Here is a 20,407-nt window from a genome sequence, read left to right as displayed (position 1 = left end):
TCTACTGGAAAACTACAAGAAAAAATGGAGCTGATGAACATGAGGGCAGTGACTTATCGAATGCCATATAAAGTAGATGTGACAGAAGAAGATGATCCAAAGCTTGAAAAGAAAGATGATATTATAGTTAAAATTACATCAACCGCTATTTGTGGTTCGGATTTACACCTTTATCAAGGTAATATGCCACTCCCAAAAGGATATATGATCGGTCATGAACCAATGGGGATTGTTGAAGAGGTTGGGCCTGAGGTTACCAGGGTAAAAAAAGGTGATCGCGTCATTATTCCTTTTAATGTTGCGTGTGGTCATTGCGTCTATTGTGATCAAGGCATTACTAGTCAATGCGACAACTCGAATCCTCATTACGATTCAGGTGGTTATTTCGGTTACACCGAAAAGTTTGGAAACTACCCTGGAGGACAAGCAGAGTATCTAAGAGTCCCGTTTGCGAATTACACACCTTTTGTGGTGCCAGAAGAAAACGAAATGGATGATGAATCGCTATTATTTTTATCGGACGTTCTTCCAACGGCTTATTGGAGTGTAGAGCACGCAGGGGTAAAAAAAGGAGATACAGTCATTGTACTTGGTTGTGGGCCGATTGGGATAATGGCACAAAAGTTTGCATGGCTTAAAGGCGCAGAACGGGTGATAGCAATTGATTATTTAGATTATCGAATGGATCATGCCAAGCGTACGAATCAAGTAGAAGTGTTTGAGTTCACGAAATACCCTGATATGGGAGAGCATTTAAAAGAAATAACAAAAGGCGGCGCGGATGTTGTCATTGATTGCGTAGGTATGGATGGTAAAAAGTCACCACTTGAATTTTTAGAACAAAAATTAAAGCTTCAAGGCGGGACACTCGGGCCAATTCAAATATCGACTAAAGCCGTTAAAAAATCAGGGACGGTACAGTTAACGGGTGTTTACGGCAGTAACTATAATGTCTTTCCATTAGGTGCCTTCTTTTCAAGAAATGTTACGTTAAAAATGGGGCAAGCACCTGTCATCCCAATTATGCCTAAGATTTACGACATGATTGTAAATGAAAAAATCGATCCGACTGAAATTATTACGCACAAAATTCCGCTTGAGGAAGCGCCCCATGGTTATAAGATTTTCAATGGCCGTGAAGACAATTGTATTAAGGTTGTGTTAAAGCCTTAGTTAACATTCGTCAAACCCTTCACATTGATGCTATAATGAAAAAGGTTAATTTTATTTTGTGGAGGACTTTGAACATGCTACAAGCAACAAACGTAAGTTTACGCTTTCCAAGCCGTAAACTATTTGAAAATGTTTCAATCAAATTTACAAATGGAAATTGTTACGGTTTAATCGGTGCTAACGGTGCTGGTAAATCAACATTTCTAAAAATATTATCTGGTGAAATTGAACCTCAAGAAGGTCATGTATCAGTTGGAAAAGATGAACGTATTGCGGTTCTTAAACAGGATCACTATGCTTATGAAGATGAAAAAGTTCTTGATGTTGTCATTATGGGGCATACGCGCCTTCATGAGATTATTCAAGAAAAAGATGAAATCTACGCAAAAGGTGAGTTCACAGAAGAAGACGGCATGCGTGCTGCTGAACTCGAAGGTGAGTTTGCAGAGCTAAATGGCTGGGAAGCTGAGGGTGACGCAGCGACATTACTTCGTGGGTTAGGAGTATCTGATGACGTTCATGATAAGAAAATGTCTGAGCTTTCAGAAGCAGATCGTGTAAAAGTCTTACTAGCTCAGGCTCTATTTGGTAACCCTGACATTTTACTTTTAGATGAGCCGACAAACGGACTTGATATTCAGGCGATTCGCTGGTTAGAAGAGTTTTTAATCAACTTTGAGAATACCGTTATTGTTGTCTCTCACGACCGTAACTTCTTAAATAATGTGTGTACACACATTGCTGATTTAGATTTTGAAAAGATTACGCTTTATGTCGGGAACTATGATTTCTGGTATGAATCAAGTCAGTTAGCTCTTAAGATGCAACAAGAGCAGAACAAGAAGAAAGAAGAGAAGGTTAAAGAGCTTAAAGAGTTCATCGCGCGCTTTAGTGCGAACGCGTCGAAATCACGTCAGGCAACTTCACGTAAGAAATTACTTGATAAAATTGATATAGAAGATATTAAACCATCATCAAGAAAGTATCCTTACATTGCGTTCACACCTGAACGTGAAATTGGGAATGACTTATTAGAAGTTAAGAACTTAAGCAAAACGATCGACGGTAAAAAGGTCTTAAATAACGTCACATTTAGACTTGAAAAAGACGATAAAGTTGCTTTGTTAGGTGATGACTTTGCGGTTACGACTCTAATGAAAATTTTAATGGGTGAAATGGAGCCAGATGAAGGTGAATACAAATGGGGTGTGACTACATCTCAATCGTACTTCCCTAAAGATAACTCGGAATTCTTCGAAGGCTCTGACAAAAACTTAATCAATTGGTTACGTCAATATGCACCAGAAGACGAAACAGAAACATTCATGCGAAGCTTCTTAGGCCGCATGTTATTCTCTGGTGATGATGTGTTTAAGAAGGCGAGTGTTCTATCAGGTGGTGAGAAAGTTCGCTGCATGCTGTCACGCATGATGTTAAGTAATGCGAACGTATTAATATTAGATGACCCAACAAACCACTTAGATTTAGAGTCAATTCAGTCGTTAAACAACGGACTTATTAAATTTAAAGGCTCGGTCATCTTTAGTTCACACGACCACCAGTTCATTCAAACGATTGCTAATCGCATTATCGAAATTAAGGACGAAGGTATTATTGATAAGTCGATGACTTATGAAGAATATCTAGATGATGTGAAGAAGATTAATAAGCAACCAACTGTTTAAAACACAAGGCTATCTAGGGAAGACCTGGATAGCCTTTATACATAATTCAGTCAAATATCCTATTCTGTTTGTCCTGCTTTTAAGTTATGATATTAAATAGGATGGTGTTAGGGTTGAAAAAACATTTAAGAAATTTAGATTATCCGTTATTAGTTATTATATTATTACTTTCATTGTTTGGACTAGTTATGGTCTATAGTGCTAGTTTTGTTGAAGCAGGACTAGACCCTTCCATAAATGATTCAGGTTATTATTTCGAACGGCAGAGGATTTGGCTGGTCTTAGGGCTCGTCATTTTCTTTTTCTCGAGTATGTTTTCTTATCGTTCATTAAGAAAATTAACGCAGCCCGCATTTATAATAACCGTCATATTCTTAGTTTTAGTATTAACTAGTATGGGTGTTACTGTTAATGGGGCAACTCGCTGGTTAGATTTTAAAATTTTTCTGTTCCAACCATCTGAGCTTGCTAAAATTACGATGGTTTTGTATTTCTCACATATACTAACGAGAAAACAAGATCGTTTAGATGATTTTAAACAAGGTGTCCTACCCCCGATTTTATTACTTGGGTTTGTGTTCGGTTTGATCGTATTGCAGCCTGACTTAGGAACGGCAACTTCCATTTTGATTGCCTGTGGAATTATATTGTTATTCTCAGGTGCTAGATTTAGACATCTATTCACAATTGGTGGGGCAGCCATTGCATTGGTTTTGGTTTTAATTTTTGGAGCAGGATATCGCCGCGACCGTTTTACTTCATTCCTTAGCCCATTTGAAGATCCTTCAGGTGAAGGCTATCAGCTTATTCAATCGTTAATTGCTATTGCATCAGGGAAGGTGAATGGTGTTGGATTGGGTAACGGGGTACAAAAAGCAGGTTATCTGCCAGAGGCTCATACTGATTTCATCATGTCGGTGATTGCAGAAGAACTCGGATTATTTGGTGTCCTGTTTGTCATCATAACGTTTATGGCATTGATGTATAAAGGTGTTATGATTGCCAAGCGTGCTCCGGATCGTTTCGGACGTTTATTAGCACTTGGAATTACTTTTCAAATTATCAGTCAGGCCATTATTAATCTAGGTGCAATCTCTGGAAGTATGCCAATTACGGGGATCACGCTTCCTTTAATAAGTTATGGTGGTTCTTCGATGTTAATTACGTTTGCGACACTGGGTGTGCTTATGAACGTGGCAATCAAAGGTAATATGAAACGTGGTTATGTAGAAGAAGCAGATGAAGATGTACCAACTCAGCAGCCACTTCGTACAGTTAAATAAAATCAATAAAAGCAGCAGGTTTTAAGCACCTGCTGCTTTTTAAAATGAAAAATATTTAAACCTTACAGGTTAGGCCCTCGCTTTCCACGGGGGACCCAGAACCACTTTTTCTTAGTTACATTTCGGACATAAGCCGTAAATTTCAAACTTATGATTTTCGATCAAATAGCCGTTAAAGTCTACATTTAAAAGATTCATAGGACATGATTTAATAGCCTTTGTTTTTCCGCAAGACTTACATATAAAATGGTGATGGTGTTCATCATGGCCACATGACAGTCTAAAGTGCTTTTCTCCACTAAGTTCAGTCGACTCTAGTATATTTAACTCACTAAAAAGGTGTAAATTTCGATAGATGGTGTCATAGCTTATGCCGTTATATTTTCCACTTAGAAATTGTAAGACATCATTAGCTGTTCGATAACCATCTTCTTGATTAAAGAAGTTTAAAATATCTTCCCGTTTTGTTGTATACTTATAACCTTCTTCTTTTAAGATTGATAGAGCTTGATTAAGCTGCATAACCATCATCCTTTTTTAGTGTTCGTGAGGCTGTGATCTTCTTGAATAGTAGAATAAAGCCTAGTAGTAAAGCTGATGTAATGACAATCGTACCACCAGGCGGAATTTCAAAATAATAACCTGTTATGAGTCCTATTATAATAGCGACCTCACCAAACATAATACTATAAAAAATAGTCTGTTTAAAACTTTTCGCTAGTCTCATCGCTGTTGCAACAGGTAATGTCATCAGTGCTGATACGAGTAATACACCAACAATACGAATGGACGCTGATATGACAAGTGCTGTCATTAAGATAAATATAAAATTAAGCGTTTTAGCCTTAACACCAGACACAATCGCAAACTCAGAATCAAATGATAGGGCAAATAATTCTTTGTAGCTTAAAACAATAAATGATACGACTAACCATGTTATAAATAGAATTAAGCGTAAATCTTCGCTACTAATAGCTGCGATGGACCCAAATAAATAACTGTAAATATCAGTACTAATTCCATCAGCTAAGGCAATAAATACAATGCTTAACCCAACACCGACAGATAAAATAATCGGAATCGCAATTTCCTGGAAAGCTTTATAGACTTCGCGTAAATTTTCAATAATAAGTGCTCCTATTACTGAAAACAAAATGCCCGTATGAAATGGCGTGAAAATTAATAAAGTATATTTTTTTTGCATTAAAAGACCAAATGCCAGTCCAGCTAAGGTGACGTGAGACAAACCGTCTGCAATCATTGACTGGCGCCTTACGACAATAAAAGCACCTAATAAAGGGGCAATAAGTCCGACAAGCAATCCAGTATAAAAAGTGTTTCTTAATAATTCATATTGAAATAATGCATCTAACAACCTACTCGCCCCTTTCTAGTGATCGTGTGTGATGGTATTAATGTTGTGTCCATACAGTTTAGAACGTTGTTCATCTGGCATATTTTCAAAGTCATTCGGATTTCCGTGGTAGTGGATCGTCCTATTCAAACATAATAAATCTGTAACATAAGTCGTAATGGCTCCAATATCGTGTGAAACTAATACGAGTGTAATACCCAGATCTTGATTTAAACGTGACAATAGCTGATAAAATTGCTCGACGTTTTGTGAGTCCACGCCTACAGTTGGTTCATCTAAAATGAGAAGTTCAGGTTCATTTGCAATAGCTCTTGCGATAAAGACACGTTGCTGCTGTCCGCCAGACAAGTCACCAATGTTACGGTTAAGGTAATCCTCCATGTTGACTTGTTTAAGGGCGTGTTTAACTAGCTCTAATGTGTTTTTCTGACCTGGAAGTAATGGTTTTTGATTATGCATGACTCCCATGGATACTACTTCTTTTACAGTCGCTGGGAATCCACGTCCAAAAGAGTTTGCCTTCTGAGAAACATAACTAATGCGGCCTTTATTTTTAAACTTTTGAATGGGCTGGCCAAATGCTGAAATCTCACCACGCTGTAATTTTTCAATACCTAACAGCAGTTTGATTAAAGTGGTTTTGCCAGACCCGTTTGGCCCTACTAAACCTACGAATGAACCTTTATTAATTTCAAAAGTTATATTTTCAAGTACTGGTTGCTTTTCATAACGGTGGGATACATTCCTTACCGTTAAAATGGGTTTAGACATGTTAATCACCCTTTATCTCTTTTAATACATTTAAATTATCAATCATGATATCGTAGTAATCTTTATTTTGATTAATTTGTTCTTCAGTTCTTGAAGAGAGGTTACTTAGATAATATGGCGTAAGTTCCATTTCTTCCGCAATTGTTTTGGCTAAACGGTCTTCGGAGTTTGTTTCTAATATAATGTGCTCCAATTCCATATTTTCTATTTGGTCAAAAAGTTGCAGTAGTTCTTTCTGAGATGGCTCCTGAGATGACGACAGACCTCTAATTGAATATTGTTTAATTGGATAACGTTGTTCAAGATACGAAAAGGATTTATGAGTTACTAAGATGTTAATCTCATTTTCGAAACTTGATTGGTATTGCTGGTCTAAGTCGTTCATATTATCTTTAAAAGTTTCAAAGTTTTGTTTGAGTGTATCTTCTTGTTCAGGGTACATCGTGATTAGCTGATCAAGGATTACGTCACCCGCTTCAACCATTCTCGTTGGATCCAGCCAAAAGTGCGGATCAAATTCGCCGTGATTATGGCCTTCGTGTTCATCTTCATTAGACTCCGCTGTTACGGCCACTTCTTCGTTATGGATCGTTTCGAATAGATCGTGGTGCTTAGCGAGTTCTAAAGTCTGAACGCCTTCATTATTGACTGTTTCAGCCATTGTTTCAGAAAAGCTTTCCATTCCCTCACCGATATAGAAGAAACCGTCTGCCTCACTGAGCTCAAGCATCGTTTTGGTTGATGGTTCATATGAATGAGCGTCGGCTCCAGAAGGTACGACTGTCTCAACAGTGACCACATCAACGCCAATCTCTGAAACGATATACTCAATTGGATAAATCGAAGTCACAATTTTATGATGTTCGGTTTGATCTTCAGATGTTGAAGATGATGTGTTTTGACAAGCATATAAAAGAATAAGTCCAATAATCATTACGCTTAGTAATTTAATAATTTTCATAGTTGTATCCTCCAAAATATAATTCAATTCCTTGTTGACTTTTTTAGTTTATCGTAATGATTACGATTTGTAAATAGGAACGCTTACGATTTAGGTAATGTTTTGTGTTGAATGTATTTTGGGTATAATGACTATAGATTTAAATAGGAGGGATTAGTCATGTTTGATTATACAGTTACTACTAGTCAGTCGGTAGATGAAGCTGTTGAAGCGCTATCCAATTCATTAAAAGAAGTAAAGTTTGGTGTACTTTGGGATTTTGATGTAAAAGAAACACTTCATAACAAGGGATTTGATAATTTCACCCAAACATTTAGGATTTTAGAAGTTTGTAATCCAAAGGCTGCAAGTGAAGTGTTAGAAATGGAAGAAAAGGTCAGCTACTTCCTTCCTTGTAAAGTAGTTGTTTATTCTAGTAAGGATGGTAGTACTAAGATCGGAATGCCGAGACCTACTGTATTAATGGAAAACATCGATCAGCAAGACGTAAAAGATTTTGCTAAAGACATCGAGAAGACAATGATGAACGCAATTGATCAAGCAGCTAAATAATTAATGAAGCCCTTATTGTTGCCAGTGCAACGATAGGGGCTTTTTAGTGTTTGAATTTTTGGAGAAGCAAAAGAATCATTTTTCCCAAAATTTTAGTTATCTTTTTTGTCGAAAAAATGGTAAAATAGAAACCGGTTTCACATATATAGAAGCAATTGGGGGGGAACATCATGATTGAGAAGTTAATGCGTAAGTTTTTCTTATTCCTATCTAATAACAAGTTTTTTACTAAATTAGCCAAAAAGTATGGCTTTAAAATGTTCGCGTCACGTTTTGTAGCGGGCGAAACGATAGAAGAAGCAGCAGAAGCTATTCGTGAGCTTAATAAAAAAGGTATGACGGTCACACTAGACCATTTAGGGGAGTTTGTTAACGATGAAAACGAAGCTCGTGAACGTACAGAACAATGCGTACGTGCAATAGAGACCATCGCTAGTCAAAATCTAGATTCTCAGCTCTCACTAAAAATGACATCGATGGGCTTAGACATTTCTAAGGAACTCGTTATGAACAACATGCGTAAAATATTAGAAGCAGGGAAAAAGCATGGTGTTTTCGTAACGATTGATATGGAAGACTATGAACGCTGTCAATTAACATTAGATATATTTGAAGAATTAAAGCAAGAGTATGATGGTCTAGGAACAGTATTACAAGCTTACTTATACAGAACCGTTGATGACATTAAACACCTAGATCAATATAATCCGAATCTGCGTTTAGTTAAAGGGGCATATAAGGAATCACCTAAGGTAGCTTATCCAGATAAAAAAGATGTGGATGAGAATTTTAAAAAGATCATTAAACTGCACTTAACAAATGGAAATTATACGGCTGTCGCAACACATGATGATGCGATGATTGATTTCACAAAAGAGTTTGTGAATGAACAAGGGATCTCAAATGACCAGTTTGAATTTCAAATGTTATATGGTATTAGACAAGAACTTCAAGAGAAGCTAGTTAAAGAAGGCTATACGATGCGCGTTTATGTTCCTTATGGGAATGATTGGTTTGGCTATAATATGAGACGTCTAGCTGAACGTCCAGCTAACGTAGCCTTTGTGTTAAAAGGAATTTTCAAAAAATAATGATAAAGTATTTGCGAAATATCTGAAAATATTTTATAGTTAAAGTAGATTATTTTATTGGGTAGTTTAACCTATCCAATATTTTTTACCATAAAAATGAATGAGTATTCATTCAAGAACAGGGGGAACATTTCATGAACCGTAAAATCAAGCGCGCAGCAGTATTAGGCTCTGGTGTGATGGGTTCTGGTATTGCCGCACACTTGGCTAACGTGGGAATCCCGACGCTCATGTTGGACATCGTGCCACGTGAACTAACTGAAGCTGAAAAGAAAAAAGGTTTAACATTAGAAGACCCAGCAGTACGTAATCGTATTGCAGCTAGTAATAAGGAGAAGCTTAAGAAGCAAAAACCATCTCCAATTACGAGTAAGAAGAGTCTTGATTTAATTCAAGTTGGTAACTTTGATGATCACATGGAGCAAATTAAAGACGTTGACTGGGTCATTGAAGTGGTTGTTGAAAACTTAGATATTAAGAAAAAGGTATATGAGCAAGTTGAAACCCATCGTACAGATGGCACTTTAGTGTCATCGAATACATCAGGTATTTCGATTAATGCGATGGCAGAAGGACGTTCAGAAGATTTTAAGAATCACTTCTTAGGAACGCACTTCTTTAACCCACCTCGCTACTTAAAGTTATTAGAAGTCATTCCGAATAAAGATACAGATCCAAAAGTCTTAGATTTTGTGAAAACATTTGGGGAAGACGTTCTTGGAAAAGGTGTTGTTGAAGCGAAAGACACTCCAAACTTCATCGCCAACCGTATTGGTACATACGGGCTACTAATAACGGTTAAAGAAATGTTAAAAGGCGGTTATTCGATTGGAGAAGTTGATTCTGTCACTGGTCCAATGATTGGTAGACCTAAGAGTGCAACTTTCCGTACTCTAGATGTAGTCGGCTTAGATACATTTGTCCATGTTGCGAAAAATGTCTATGACAATGTCGATGGAAACGAAAAAGAAGCGTTTGTTATTCCTGAATTCATGAAGCAAATGAATGAAAAAGGCTGGCTTGGTGCCAAGTCAGGTCAAGGATTTTTCCTGAAGAAAAAAGGTAAAGAAGGAAGCCAGATCTTAGAGTTAAATCCTGAGACATTAGATTATGAAGAACGTAAGAAATTAAAAACTCAAGCAACTGAAATGGCTAAGCAAGAAAAAGGTTCTAAACGTAAAGTACGTGCCATTGTAAATGCAAAAGGCGATCGTGCTGGAGACTTAGTTTGGAACATTTCCAAACCAACGCTAATTTACTCAGCTGAACTTTTAGGAGAAATTGCGGATGATATCAATGCCATTGACGAAGCGATGAAATGGGGCTTCGGCTGGGAGCTTGGACCTTTTGAAATGTGGGATGCTATTGGTGTTAAACAGTCAGTTGAACGCATGAAAGAAGAAGGTGTGACCGTTCCTGCATGGGTTGATGAAATGCTTGAGAAAGGCATTGAATCATTCTATAAAACGGAAAATGGTAAAGTGTACTTCTACCATAATGGTGAATATGTAGAAAAAGAAGTTAACCCTAAAGAAATAAACCTTAAGTTACACAAACAAGCTAATGGTGTTATTAAGAAAAACGCTGGTGCTAGCTTAATAGACTTAGGCGATAACGTTGCCTTACTAGAATTCCATTCACAAAGCAATGCAATTGGTTTAGATACCATTCAAATGATCAACCAGTCGCTTGAGGAAGTGAATAAGAACTATAAGGGTCTAGTGATTGGAAACCAAGGTAAGAACTTCTGTGTTGGGGCAAATCTTGGCATGATGCTCATGGAAGCGCAAGATTTTAACTTCCCAGAGTTAGACATGGTCATTAGACAATTCCAACAAGCGATGATGAATATTAAATATAACGAAAAGCCAGTTGTTGCAGCTCCATTTGGTATGACCCTAGGCGGCGGTACTGAAGTTTGCTTGCCAGCCCACAGCGTTCAAGCTTCACAAGAAACTTACATGGGTCTTGTTGAAGTTGGAGTCGGCCTCATTCCTGGTGGTGGCGGTAACAAAGAATACTATATTCAGCAGCTTAAAGGGCTTCCTGAAGGCGTAGATTTTGACCTTCAGAAAGTAACGAATGATGTATTCGAAAAGATTGCAATGGCTAAAGTTTCTACATCTGCCGCTGAAGCATTTGAAAACGGTTTATTAGATGAAAGAACAGACAGTATTAGCGTAAATGGAGACCACTTAATTCATGATGCTAAGCAAAAAGTTTTAAGCTTACACAACGCTGGTTTTAACCCGCCAAAACGTGAAAAAGTACCAGTTGTTGGTGAAGCGGGTTACGCAACGATGCTACTTGGTGCAAAAGGACTTGCAAACAGTGGCTATGCATCTGAATATGACCTTAAGATTGCTGAGAAACTAGCATTTGTTCTAGCAGGCGGTCGTCTGAAATACGGAACGTTAGTTGATGAACAATACTTACTTGATTTAGAGCGTGAAGCGTTCTTAAGCTTAATTGGTGAAGCGAAGACTCAGCAGCGTATGCAGCACATGCTATTAAAAGGAAAACCATTACGTAACTAATCGTTCGTTAAAGAGTTAAATCTCGAATAGAAGAGGGGGAACCATTTTGAGAGAAGCAGTTATTGTAGCGGGTGCCAGAACACCTGTAGGTAAAGCGAAAAAAGGAACACTTGCTAATACACGCCCTGATGATCTAGCAGCGCTTACGGTTAAAGAAACATTAAAACGCGCAAACAACTATGATGGACCGATTGACGATGTGATCATGGGATGTGCGATGCCAGAAGCAGAACAAGGGATGAACATGGCACGTAATATTGCAGGTCTTGCTGGACTACCTAATGATGTACCGGGTATTACCATCAACCGTTATTGCTCATCAGGTTTACAAAGTATCGCTTATGCAGCTGAACGTATTATGGTCGGAGGTAGTGAAGCGATTATAGCAGGCGGAGCTGAATCAATGAGCCTAATTCCGATGGGAGGCCATGTGATTAAACCAAACCTTGAGTTGGTTCAGAACGCTCCTGGTTATTATATGTCAATGGGGCATACAGCAGAGGAAGTTGCTCAACGTTTTGGTGTATCTCGTGAAGATCAAGATGAATTCGCTGCTCGTAGTCACGAACGTGCTGCGAAAGCATTACAAGAAGGTAAATTTGATGACGAAATCGTTCCAGTTAAGGTAACAAACCGTGAGCTAGGTCCTGATAACAAAGTAAAAGAAACAACAGTTACGCTTGACCGTGACGAAGGTGTACGTGCCGGAACGACAAAAGATATTCTAGGAAAGCTAAAACCTGCATTTAATGTAAAAGGAAGTGTTACAGCAGGTAACTCATCACAAATGAGTGATGGCGCGGCATCTGTTTTAGTGATGGATCGTGAAAAGGCTGAAAAAGAAGGACTTAAACCAATCTTAAAGTTCCATTCATTTACGGTAGCAGGTGTAGAGCCTGAAATCATGGGCGTCGGTCCTGTAAAAGCCATACCAAAAGCTGTAGAACAAGCAGGTTTAACACTAGATGACATTGGCTTATTCGAATTAAATGAAGCGTTCGCCTCTCAGTCGTTACAAGTTATTCGTGAGCTTGGCTTAAACGAAGATATTGTTAACGTCAATGGTGGTGCAATTGCTTTAGGTCACCCACTAGGTTGTACGGGTACCAAACTAACCATTTCACTTATGAACGAAATGAAGCGTCGTGATGTGAAATATGGTGTCGTAACAATGTGTATTGGCGGCGGCATGGGCGCTGCTGGAGTATTTGAATTACTTTAATATCCAAGGGGGATTTTAAAATGAGTGAAACAACTGAAAAAGTATTTAAGGGTGGCGGCTTCTTAGTCGAAGATGTGAAGGCTGAAGATATTTTAACGCCTGAAGATTTTACTGAAGAACATAAGATGATTGCGAGAACGACTGAAGAGTATGTGAAGAATGAAGTATGGCCAGTGATTGATAACTTAGAAAACCATGAGTTTGATAAGTCAGTTGATTTATTAAAGAAAGCAGGGGAACTTGGTCTATTAGGTGCAGATGTTCCTGAAGAATATGGTGGTTTAGAGCTTGATAAAATCACGTCTTCACTAATTACTGAAAAAATGTCACTAGCTGGTGGTTTTTCAATTACACACGGTGCACATGTTGGTATTGGTTCACTTCCAATCGTATTTTTCGGAAATGAAGAGCAAAAGCAAAAATATTTACCTGCTTTAGCAACGGGTGAAAAATTAGCAGCCTATGCCTTAACTGAGCCAGGTTCTGGATCAGATGCATTAGGTGCAAAGACGACAGCGAAATTAAATGAAGCTGGAACTCACTACGTATTAAACGGAGAAAAACAGTGGATTACCAACTCTGCTTTCGCAGATGTGTTCGTTGTTTATGCGAAAATTGATGGCGAGAAATTCACAGCATTTATCGTTGAACGTGAATTCCCAGGCGTATCAACAGGTGCTGAAGAGAAGAAAATGGGTATTAAATCGTCTTCTACTCGTACCTTAATCTTAGAAGATGCTGAAGTACCAGTTGAGAACGTTTTAGGCGAAATTGGTCGCGGACACGTGATCGCATTCAACATCCTAAACGTTGGACGTTACAAGCTAGCAATTGGCGGCGTTGGTGGCGCTAAGCACGCGATTGAAGTGGCAACTAAATATGCTAATGAGCGTAAACAGTTCAACACACCAATTTCTAAATTCCGTCTTATTCAAGAGAAACTAGCAAGCGTTGCGGCAAACACGTATGCAAACGAAAGTGCAGTTTACCGTACAGTTGGTTTATTCGAACAGCGTTTAGGCGGCCTTACGAAAGAGCAGCTTAACGAAGGTAATGAAGTTGCGAAAAGTATCGCAGAATACGCAATTGAGTGCTCCATGAACAAATATATGGCAACTGAATTACTAGACTTTGCAGTAGATGAAGCAGTTCAAATCCACGGTGGTTATGGCTTCATGCAAGAATATGAAGTTGAGCGTATGTACCGCGACTCGCGTATCAACCGTATTTTCGAAGGTACAAACGAAATCAACCGTATGCTAGTACCTGGAACTTTCATGAAGAAGGCCATGAAAGGTGAACTTCCTTTATTACAAAAAGCTCAAGGCCTACAAGAAGAACTCATGACAATGATGCCTGAACCTGTTGGCGATGAGCCACTTGAGCAAGAATACTACCTACTTAAGAATGCTAAGAAAATTGGTTTATTAGTAGCAGGTATTGCAGCTCAGAAATACGGTGAAAAGCTTGAGCAAGAGCAAGAGTTATTAGTGAACATTGCAGACGTTGCTGCTGAGATTTATAACATGGAATCAGCGATTCTACGTACGCAAAAATCATTAGATAGCGCTGGTTCTGAGAAGAGCAAGCAGAAACTTAACTTAACTCAAGTTTACGTACAAGAAGCGTTTAACCGCATTGAAGCTCACGCGAAAGAAACATTAATCGCAAGCGATGAAGGTGACAGCCTACGCATGATGCTAGGTGCACTTCGCAAGCTTACTCGTCACGATCCAATTAACGTGATTGAGAAGAAGCGTGAAATCGCAGCTGCGATTATCGACGCTGAAAAATATGTTGTTTAATTTATAAGGTAAACAGCCGGGTGTGCTCCCGGCTGTTTTTTAATAGGAGTGAGTTACACCCATAGGAATGTGGAACACACCCATAGGAAAGGAAAAACACACCCATAGGGAAGCGAAACACACCTATAGGAATGGGATAAACGCCCATAAGAGGACGAAACACAGCTAAAGAAAGCTAATCCGCTAATAACTAAACCTCAATAGCAACACTTTAAATATCCGAATCCTAAATTTTTATGTTATGATACCAATTAGGAGGTGCTCTCATGGGTTTAAAAGTCTATCAGTACCCGAAATGCGGGACATGCCGTAAAGCGTTAAAATGGTTAGATGAAAATGGAGTTGAGTATGATTCCATACATATTGTTGACAATCCTCCGTCTCAAGAGGAGTTAAAGAGTTTTATTCAGAAAAGCGAGCTTCCAGCCAAAAAGTTTTTTAACACGTCTGGGAAAAAGTACAGAGAGCTAGGACTTAAAGACAAGTTAAAAGGTATGTCTGAAGATGAGATGACCGAACTTTTGGCTTCAGATGGAATGTTGATCAAGCGGCCGATTGTAACAGATGGCCAAAACGTAACAGTCGGGTTCAAAGAAGAAACTTTTGAGGAAACTTGGAAATAACTTAATTAATATTGTGTAAAAAATCAGTATTTTGTTGTATCATTAACTTTAGATATTGAAAAGTTGGAGGGTTAAGAAATGAGCTTACCGAAAGAGTATCGTTATTCTAAAGAACACGAATGGGTAAAAGTTGAAGGAGACAAAGTTAGAATTGGAATTACAGAATTCGCACAAGATGAACTAGGCGACATCGTATTCGTTGAACTACCAGAAGTAGGAGACGAACTAGAATTAGATGAGCCGTTCGGTAGCGTTGAATCTGTTAAAACAGTTTCTGAGCTTTACGCTCCAGTTTCAGGTAAGATTGTTGAAATTAATGAAGAGCTTGAAGATAGTCCTGAATTAGTAAACGAATCACCATTCGAAAAAGCTTGGATGGTTGTTGTTGAACTAAGTGACGATTCTCAGCTAGATGACTTAATGGACGCAGATGAATATCAAGAAATGACAGATTCTGAGTAATCTCGAAAAAAGGCTGATCCTATTGGGTCGGCTTTTCTTATATCTAAACATAATGACTAGTTTAAATAAAATGGTGAGAATATAAATAATACTAAGCGAAATGTCGCTCAATGATGATAGATGGTGATGACATGGATGAATTACCGAGAGTGTTAATTGTAGAGGGTAAACAGGATCGTAAAAAGATTCAGAAGATCTTAGATGATGAAGATGTTTTTATACTTTGTACATTTGGAACTTTAGGTATTGACGCACTTGAAGAGCTTGTGGATGATTATCAATTGTTCGAACGAGATGTGTATATTTTCACCGATACGGATGAGCCTGGTAAAAAGTTACGAAAAATGTTAAATCAAGAGCTATCCCATGCTGAGAACATTTATATTGATAAAAAGTACCGCGAAGTTGAGGATGCACCTGAGAATGTGTTAGCATCTTTATTATTGTCAGCTAATATGAAAGTCAAAACGGAGTACTTGAAAGGGTTTTAATCGTGATTGAAATAAGCCAGAAACAAGCTCACTTTATAACCCAAAAAAAGGACTATCACATCGTGTTTGTGAATAGTCCTTTCTGCGGGACGTGTAAAGTAGCTCGGCGAATGCTTGAATATATTGAAGAAACTTTAGAACAAGATAAATTTTATGAACTTAATGCAACGTTAGCACCTGACTGGGTGCAAGCACATGAAGTGACAAGCGTTCCATGCTTGATGGTATTTAGACAAGGCGAGCTTAAAGATCGATTGTACACATTTCATTCTGTTCCATACTTATTGAAAGAAATGGGGCCTTACTTAGTTTAAGGCCTCGCTTAATTTATGAACGATGGAGACGAATTCAGCTTGATCTCCAAAATGTCCAACGACTTGTCCCTCTTTATCTATAATGATGGTTGTTGGAACACCTTCACATTCGTATAGGTCATAAACTTCTCGTCCGTTATCTTTTAGAACAGGTTCTGTTAAAAATTGTTCCTGATATTTTAGCGCTTCTTCTTCACCATGCTCACGACTCGTAACATTAATCGTCAGCATTTCTAATTCATCATTGCGAGATGTTTTATAGAACTGCTCTTTTTTAGGAAGGTCACGAGCGCAGTCAGGGCACCATGACACCCAAAAAGTTATTAGAACGACTTTTTTTCCTAATACATCTTCTAAATTAAATGTTTGGTTAGGACTATCTAGGAAAGGAAGTTCGAAAATTGGTGCTTTCATTGTTGATCATCCTTTAATAAGATTTTATTATTGACTTGTCTACATTACCATGCTAACATAAAAATCAATCAAATTAATAAAACATGATTTCTTATCCAGAGAGGCGGAGGGAACTGGCCCTGCGAAGCCCGGCAACCATTAGGATATTCCTAACAGGTGCTAATTCCAGCAATGAAGAGATTCATTGCAAGATAAGAAAAGTGACGGTGAATTCGGCTCTTTTCTTGCGCTTGCATGAAAAGGGCTTTTTTATTTTTCGTCCTAAGAATATTCACTAAGATGATTTATATATAAAAATATACAAATAATACTCTTATCCAGAGAGGTGGAGGGACTGGCCCTACGAAGCCCGGCAACCATCAGGTGTTCCTGACAGGTGCTAATTCCTGCAAAGTATGATGCTTTGGTAGATAAGAGAACGGATGTACCTTTCTGTTCTCTTATGAACGGAAAGGTCTTTTTACTGATTAAATCATTAATGATTAAAAGGGTTAAAGGGAGATTTTTACATGATTTCAATTAAAGGATTGTCAAAGGTCTTTAAAACAAAACATCAAGAAGTTAAAGCCGTCGATGATGTGTCTATTAACATAGATAAAGGTGAGATTTTCGGTGTCATTGGTTACAGTGGCGCGGGGAAAAGTACTTTCATTAGATTGATTAACCGCTTAGAGGAACCAACGAACGGGGACGTTACGATTAATCAGACCAATATTACAAGCTTAAATATAGGCAAGCTTCGTAAAGAGCGCCAGAAAATCGGGATGATTTTTCAGCACTTTAATCTGCTTTGGTCAAGAACAGTGTTTGAGAACATTGCTTTCCCGCTTGAAATTGCGGGTGTTTCAAAATCAGAACGTAAAGAGAAAGTATCTGAATTAATCGAGCTTGTTGGTCTGAAGGGAAGAGAAAATTCTTATCCATCTCAATTAAGTGGCGGTCAAAAGCAGCGCGTTGGGATTGCCAGAGCGCTGGCAAATGATCCAGACGTCTTACTTTGTGATGAGGCAACTTCTGCATTAGACCCAGAAACAACGGATGATATTTTGGATCTTCTTGTATCTATTAATAAAAAACTAAACTTAACGATTATCATGATCACTCACGAGATGCATGTGATTCAGAAAATTTGTCACCGCGTAGCTGTTATGGATCAAGGCAAGGTCGTTGAACAAGGTGACGTGTTAGATGTATTTGTGAAACCGCAGTCTAAAACTGCTAAGCGCTTTGTGCAGCAACTCAGTCCACTCGAGCATAACCAAGAAGGTTTACATCGATTCGTCACTAACGATTCAAATAGCGAAGTGGTTAAACTTCACTTCATCGGTAATGATGCAAAGCGGGCACTCATTTCAGATGTATTAAGAAAGTACGTTGTTGACATTAACATTTTACAAGGTTCCATTTCGCCAACTCAAGAAGGAGCTTATGGAACGCTTTATGTTGAGATTAGTGGCGATCAAAAGGTTATCACCGAAACGATCAACTATATTCAGTCATCGGGTGTGGAAGTTGAGGTGATTCAAGATGTTGACTGATTTATTTCCAAATGTACAAATGGATGAAATGTGGACAGCCACTTACGAAACTTTATACATGACGATTATTTCAGTGATTGGCACATTGATTCTTGGAATTTTATTAGGTCTTTTATTGTTTTTAACTGAGAAAGGGAACTTGTGGCAAAATAAATTGTTAAATGGCGTGACAGCAACAGTCGTCAACGTTTTCCGTGCTATACCGTTTATAATACTAATCTTATTGTTATTCCCATTTACGGACTTCTTAATGGGAACGATTAGGGGCCCTAAAGCAGCACTACCAGCTTTGATTATTGGCGCAGCACCTTTCTATGCAAGACTTGTAGAAATTGCATTTAAAGAAGTTGACAAGGGAGTCATTGAAGCAGCGAAGTCAATGGGAGCAAAGACTCGAACGATTATCTTTAAAGTGTTGCTTCCAGAATCGATGCCGGCGCTAATCTCAGGAATTACGGTTACTGCCATTGCCCTTATCAGTTATACAGCAATGGCCGGAGTTATCGGTGCGGGAGGTCTAGGGGACCTTGCTTATTTGAAAGGGTTTCAAAGGCGAGATATTGATGTTGTCGTTGCTTGTACAATCTTTATTGTAGTTATTGTTTTTATTTTTCAATTCATTGGAGATTTCCTATCCAAAACATTAGATAAACGTTAGTAAGTTGTTTACAACTGAACATAAATAAAAAGAAGATATTGAAGGGAGCTTTTTAAAATGAAAAAAATAAGCGCACTATTTTTATTCGGTTTATTATCATTAGTTTTAGTCGCATGCGGTACTTCTGGTGAATCAGGAAATGCAGGAGATTCAGGAAGTTCAGAAGAAGAATCAAACGAAATCACAGTAGGTGCAACAAGTGTTCCGCACGCTGAAATACTAGAAGAAGCTAAACCATTATTAGAGGGAAAAGGAATCACATTAAATATTGAGTCATATCAAGATTATGTGTTACCAAATGAAGATTTAAGTAACGGTACTTTAGATGCTAATTACTTTCAGCACATTCCGTATTTGAAAGATCAAAAGAAAGAATTCGGGTATGACTTTGTTAATTTAGGCGGCATTCATATTGAGCCAATGGGAATTTACTCAAAAAATATCAAAAGTGTTGATGACATTAAAGAAGGAACCACTGTACTACTAAGCCGTTCAGTTGCGGACCATGGTCGTGTGCTAGCATTACTGCAAAATCACGATTTAATAAAAATTAAAGAAGGGATAGACCCAGTTTCAGCAACGCTAGATGATATTGCTGAAAACCCATTAAATCTAAAATTTGATGCTAGTATTGAAGCAGGTTTATTACCAGAGTTCTATAACCGCGAAGAGAATGCATTAGTTGCGATTAACACAAACTACGCGATTGAAGCAGGACTTGTACCTGAAGAAGATGCCATTATTTTAGAAGGTTCGGATTCACCTTATGTTAATGTTATTGCAGCTCGTAGTGAAGATGAGAATAACGAAAACCTTCAAACGTTAGTTGAGGTACTTCGTTCTGAAGAAATTCAAGACTTTATTAAGGAAGAATATGATGGAGCTGTTGTTCCTGTAAGCAAATAAAGTTAAATTTTTTGTAATTGATAACTACAAAGAGGATTTAACTCAAAAAATAAAGGGTAAGGATATGAGTAAGGATAAACCACTCATATCCTTTTTAATTGTTATTAAAGAGGATATATGGAGTTTTGGTATAAATTCAGCACATGGTAATATAATAACTGTAATTAAAAGAAAGGAATGATTTAGTCATTTTAAACGACAATGAGATTGATCTGACGTACACAAGCGAAATGGAGAAAGCCATGCAACAATCGCATGGAGTTGGTTACACGGAGTATAGTCAGAAGCTCGAGAAACGATTACAAATTGAAAAAGAACGTGAGAAGAACTATAGAGAGAGTCGACGCCTCGTATCAGAAGTCGACCGTCAAATACATCGATAAAATAAGAAATGAGGCTGGGACATAACCCAGTAAAATAAAAAATTGTGGATGACATTACTATGGTTGTCATCCACAATTTTTTATTTTTTTATTATTTTAGATAAACAAAAAGGATCCCCTTTGATAGAATTAAAGTAACCACACCATAATCCCAAAGGAGGAT

At 38.0% G+C, this 20,407-nt stretch carries 21 protein-coding genes, 1 pseudogene and 2 riboswitches; of the genes and pseudogenes, 17 read left to right on the top strand and 5 right to left on the bottom strand.

Annotated features, from left to right (window positions below; all coding sequences use genetic code 11):
* The first annotated feature begins 39 nt into the window (after positions 1-39).
* The 4 genes and pseudogenes from ACFSW4_RS13140 (at position 40) to ftsW (ending at position 4,141) form a co-directional block, all read left to right on the top strand.
* Positions 40-1,173: a zinc-dependent alcohol dehydrogenase gene (locus ACFSW4_RS13140; protein WP_377329819.1), complete on the top strand. Its 1,134-nt coding sequence runs from the start codon at positions 40-42 to the stop codon at positions 1,171-1,173.
* Between the two features lie 35 nt (positions 1,174-1,208).
* A pseudogene (locus tag ACFSW4_RS16170) lies at positions 1,209-1,787 on the top strand (ATP-binding cassette domain-containing protein); the annotation flags it as partial.
* A gap of 111 nt (positions 1,788-1,898) precedes the next feature.
* Positions 1,899-2,858 (top strand): ABC-F family ATP-binding cassette domain-containing protein, encoded by a 960-nt coding sequence (locus tag ACFSW4_RS16165; protein ID WP_449305992.1) that lies wholly within the window; start codon positions 1,899-1,901, stop codon positions 2,856-2,858.
* 113 nt (positions 2,859-2,971) lie between these two features.
* Positions 2,972-4,141, top strand: coding sequence for a putative lipid II flippase FtsW (gene ftsW / locus ACFSW4_RS13130; protein ID WP_377329815.1), 1,170 nt, complete (start codon positions 2,972-2,974; stop codon positions 4,139-4,141).
* Between the two features lie 111 nt (positions 4,142-4,252).
* Here the strand turns inward: ftsW and ACFSW4_RS13125 are convergent, their stop codons facing one another.
* The 4 genes from ACFSW4_RS13125 to ACFSW4_RS13110 are packed head-to-tail and all read right to left on the bottom strand — an operon-like array spanning position 4,253 to position 7,248.
* Positions 4,253-4,663, bottom strand: a complete 411-nt coding sequence (locus ACFSW4_RS13125) for a Fur family transcriptional regulator (RefSeq protein WP_377329813.1) — start codon at positions 4,661-4,663, stop codon at positions 4,253-4,255.
* A complete protein-coding gene (locus ACFSW4_RS13120) occupies positions 4,653-5,516 on the bottom strand; it encodes a metal ABC transporter permease (RefSeq protein WP_377329811.1) in 864 nt (287 codons plus the stop codon). The genes ACFSW4_RS13125 and ACFSW4_RS13120 overlap by 11 nt, the downstream gene beginning before the upstream one ends.
* A 15-nt stretch (positions 5,517-5,531) precedes the next feature.
* On the bottom strand, positions 5,532-6,287 hold the full coding sequence (locus tag ACFSW4_RS13115; protein WP_054754685.1) for a metal ABC transporter ATP-binding protein: 756 nt from the start codon (positions 6,285-6,287) through the stop codon (positions 5,532-5,534).
* Between the two features lies 1 nt (position 6,288).
* Entirely contained in the window at positions 6,289-7,248 is a 960-nt protein-coding gene (locus tag ACFSW4_RS13110) for a metal ABC transporter solute-binding protein, Zn/Mn family (RefSeq protein ID WP_054754669.1), read from the bottom strand.
* Positions 7,249-7,407: 159 nt separating this feature from the next.
* Here ACFSW4_RS13110 and ACFSW4_RS13105 point away from each other — a divergent pair, with 159 nt between their 5' ends.
* The 9 genes from ACFSW4_RS13105 to ACFSW4_RS13065 all read left to right on the top strand — a co-directional run bounded on the left by ACFSW4_RS13105 (position 7,408) and on the right by ACFSW4_RS13065 (position 16,345).
* Complete coding sequence (locus ACFSW4_RS13105; protein ID WP_054754668.1) at positions 7,408-7,800, top strand: DUF302 domain-containing protein; 393 nt, start codon at positions 7,408-7,410, stop codon at positions 7,798-7,800.
* A gap of 173 nt (positions 7,801-7,973) precedes the next feature.
* The gene (locus ACFSW4_RS13100; RefSeq protein ID WP_377329859.1) at positions 7,974-8,891 is read left to right on the top strand and encodes a proline dehydrogenase family protein; all 918 of its coding nucleotides are present in this window, start codon (positions 7,974-7,976) and stop codon (positions 8,889-8,891) included.
* Positions 8,892-9,025: 134 nt separating this feature from the next.
* Positions 9,026-11,428, top strand: coding sequence for a 3-hydroxyacyl-CoA dehydrogenase/enoyl-CoA hydratase family protein (locus ACFSW4_RS13095; RefSeq protein ID WP_377329808.1), 2,403 nt, complete (start codon positions 9,026-9,028; stop codon positions 11,426-11,428).
* A 46-nt stretch (positions 11,429-11,474) separates the two neighbouring features.
* Positions 11,475-12,650: an acetyl-CoA C-acetyltransferase gene (locus ACFSW4_RS13090; RefSeq protein ID WP_377329806.1), complete on the top strand. Its 1,176-nt coding sequence runs from the start codon at positions 11,475-11,477 to the stop codon at positions 12,648-12,650.
* Positions 12,651-12,670: 20 nt separating this feature from the next.
* Positions 12,671-14,455, top strand: a complete 1,785-nt coding sequence (locus ACFSW4_RS13085; protein ID WP_054754667.1) for an acyl-CoA dehydrogenase family protein — start codon at positions 12,671-12,673, stop codon at positions 14,453-14,455.
* A 266-nt stretch (positions 14,456-14,721) separates the two neighbouring features.
* Complete coding sequence (locus ACFSW4_RS13080; RefSeq protein WP_377329804.1) at positions 14,722-15,078, top strand: arsenate reductase family protein; 357 nt, start codon at positions 14,722-14,724, stop codon at positions 15,076-15,078.
* 78 nt (positions 15,079-15,156) lie between these two features.
* Positions 15,157-15,540, top strand: coding sequence for a glycine cleavage system protein GcvH (gene gcvH, locus ACFSW4_RS13075; RefSeq protein WP_054754666.1), 384 nt, complete (start codon positions 15,157-15,159; stop codon positions 15,538-15,540).
* Between the two features lie 131 nt (positions 15,541-15,671).
* Entirely contained in the window at positions 15,672-16,031 is a 360-nt protein-coding gene (locus tag ACFSW4_RS13070; RefSeq protein WP_279401895.1) for a toprim domain-containing protein, read from the top strand.
* 2 nt (positions 16,032-16,033) lie between these two features.
* Positions 16,034-16,345 (top strand): thioredoxin family protein, encoded by a 312-nt coding sequence (locus tag ACFSW4_RS13065; RefSeq protein WP_377329802.1) that lies wholly within the window; start codon positions 16,034-16,036, stop codon positions 16,343-16,345.
* Here ACFSW4_RS13065 and ACFSW4_RS13060 read toward each other — a convergent pair.
* A complete protein-coding gene (locus ACFSW4_RS13060) occupies positions 16,337-16,759 on the bottom strand; it encodes a TlpA disulfide reductase family protein (protein WP_377329800.1) in 423 nt (140 codons plus the stop codon). The genes ACFSW4_RS13065 and ACFSW4_RS13060 overlap by 9 nt on opposite strands.
* Before the next feature lie 88 nt (positions 16,760-16,847).
* Positions 16,848-16,957, top strand: a riboswitch (SAM riboswitch).
* A gap of 112 nt (positions 16,958-17,069) precedes the next feature.
* Positions 17,070-17,176, top strand: a riboswitch (SAM riboswitch).
* Between the two features lie 92 nt (positions 17,177-17,268).
* Here ACFSW4_RS13060 and ACFSW4_RS13055 point away from each other — a divergent pair.
* The 4 genes from ACFSW4_RS13055 to ACFSW4_RS13040 all read left to right on the top strand — a co-directional run bounded on the left by ACFSW4_RS13055 (position 17,269) and on the right by ACFSW4_RS13040 (position 20,244).
* Positions 17,269-18,297, top strand: a complete 1,029-nt coding sequence (locus ACFSW4_RS13055; RefSeq protein WP_054754664.1) for a methionine ABC transporter ATP-binding protein — start codon at positions 17,269-17,271, stop codon at positions 18,295-18,297.
* A complete protein-coding gene (locus ACFSW4_RS13050; RefSeq protein WP_054754663.1) occupies positions 18,287-18,955 on the top strand; it encodes a methionine ABC transporter permease in 669 nt (222 codons plus the stop codon). The genes ACFSW4_RS13055 and ACFSW4_RS13050 overlap by 11 nt, the downstream gene beginning before the upstream one ends.
* A 57-nt stretch (positions 18,956-19,012) precedes the next feature.
* Complete coding sequence (locus ACFSW4_RS13045; RefSeq protein WP_377329797.1) at positions 19,013-19,861, top strand: MetQ/NlpA family ABC transporter substrate-binding protein; 849 nt, start codon at positions 19,013-19,015, stop codon at positions 19,859-19,861.
* A 242-nt stretch (positions 19,862-20,103) separates the two neighbouring features.
* A complete protein-coding gene (locus ACFSW4_RS13040) occupies positions 20,104-20,244 on the top strand; it encodes a hypothetical protein (protein WP_279401910.1) in 141 nt (46 codons plus the stop codon).
* Positions 20,245-20,407 lie beyond the last annotated feature (163 nt).

This window comes from Piscibacillus salipiscarius (assembly GCF_042685285.1).
Taxonomy (GTDB): domain Bacteria; phylum Bacillota; class Bacilli; order Bacillales; family Alkalibacillaceae; genus Piscibacillus; species Piscibacillus salipiscarius.
This window is presented reverse-complemented; position numbering and strand designations above follow the sequence as displayed.

Excerpts from the sequence above, each read along its gene's own strand:
- ACFSW4_RS13115 (WP_054754685.1), bottom strand. The coding sequence starts at position 6,287 with ATGTCTAAACCCATTTTAACGGTAAGGAATGTATCCCACCGTTATGAA.
- ACFSW4_RS13080 (WP_377329804.1), top strand. The coding sequence starts at position 14,722 with ATGGGTTTAAAAGTCTATCAGTACCCGAAATGCGGGACATGCCGTAAA.
- ACFSW4_RS13040 (WP_279401910.1), top strand. The coding sequence starts at position 20,104 with ATGCAACAATCGCATGGAGTTGGTTACACGGAGTATAGTCAGAAGCTC.
- ACFSW4_RS13125 (WP_377329813.1), bottom strand. The coding sequence starts at position 4,663 with ATGCAGCTTAATCAAGCTCTATCAATCTTAAAAGAAGAAGGTTATAAG.
- ACFSW4_RS13055 (WP_054754664.1), top strand. The coding sequence starts at position 17,269 with ATGATTTCAATTAAAGGATTGTCAAAGGTCTTTAAAACAAAACATCAA.
- ACFSW4_RS13050 (WP_054754663.1), top strand. The coding sequence starts at position 18,287 with ATGTTGACTGATTTATTTCCAAATGTACAAATGGATGAAATGTGGACA.
- gcvH (WP_054754666.1), top strand. The coding sequence starts at position 15,157 with ATGAGCTTACCGAAAGAGTATCGTTATTCTAAAGAACACGAATGGGTA.
- ACFSW4_RS13085 (WP_054754667.1), top strand. The coding sequence starts at position 12,671 with ATGAGTGAAACAACTGAAAAAGTATTTAAGGGTGGCGGCTTCTTAGTC.
- ACFSW4_RS13110 (WP_054754669.1), bottom strand. The coding sequence starts at position 7,248 with ATGAAAATTATTAAATTACTAAGCGTAATGATTATTGGACTTATTCTT.
- ACFSW4_RS13060 (WP_377329800.1), bottom strand. The coding sequence starts at position 16,759 with ATGAAAGCACCAATTTTCGAACTTCCTTTCCTAGATAGTCCTAACCAA.
- ACFSW4_RS13095 (WP_377329808.1), top strand. The coding sequence starts at position 9,026 with ATGAACCGTAAAATCAAGCGCGCAGCAGTATTAGGCTCTGGTGTGATG.
- ACFSW4_RS13105 (WP_054754668.1), top strand. The coding sequence starts at position 7,408 with ATGTTTGATTATACAGTTACTACTAGTCAGTCGGTAGATGAAGCTGTT.
- ACFSW4_RS13140 (WP_377329819.1), top strand. The coding sequence starts at position 40 with ATGAGGGCAGTGACTTATCGAATGCCATATAAAGTAGATGTGACAGAA.
- ACFSW4_RS13070 (WP_279401895.1), top strand. The coding sequence starts at position 15,672 with ATGGATGAATTACCGAGAGTGTTAATTGTAGAGGGTAAACAGGATCGT.
- ACFSW4_RS13045 (WP_377329797.1), top strand. The coding sequence starts at position 19,013 with ATGAAAAAAATAAGCGCACTATTTTTATTCGGTTTATTATCATTAGTT.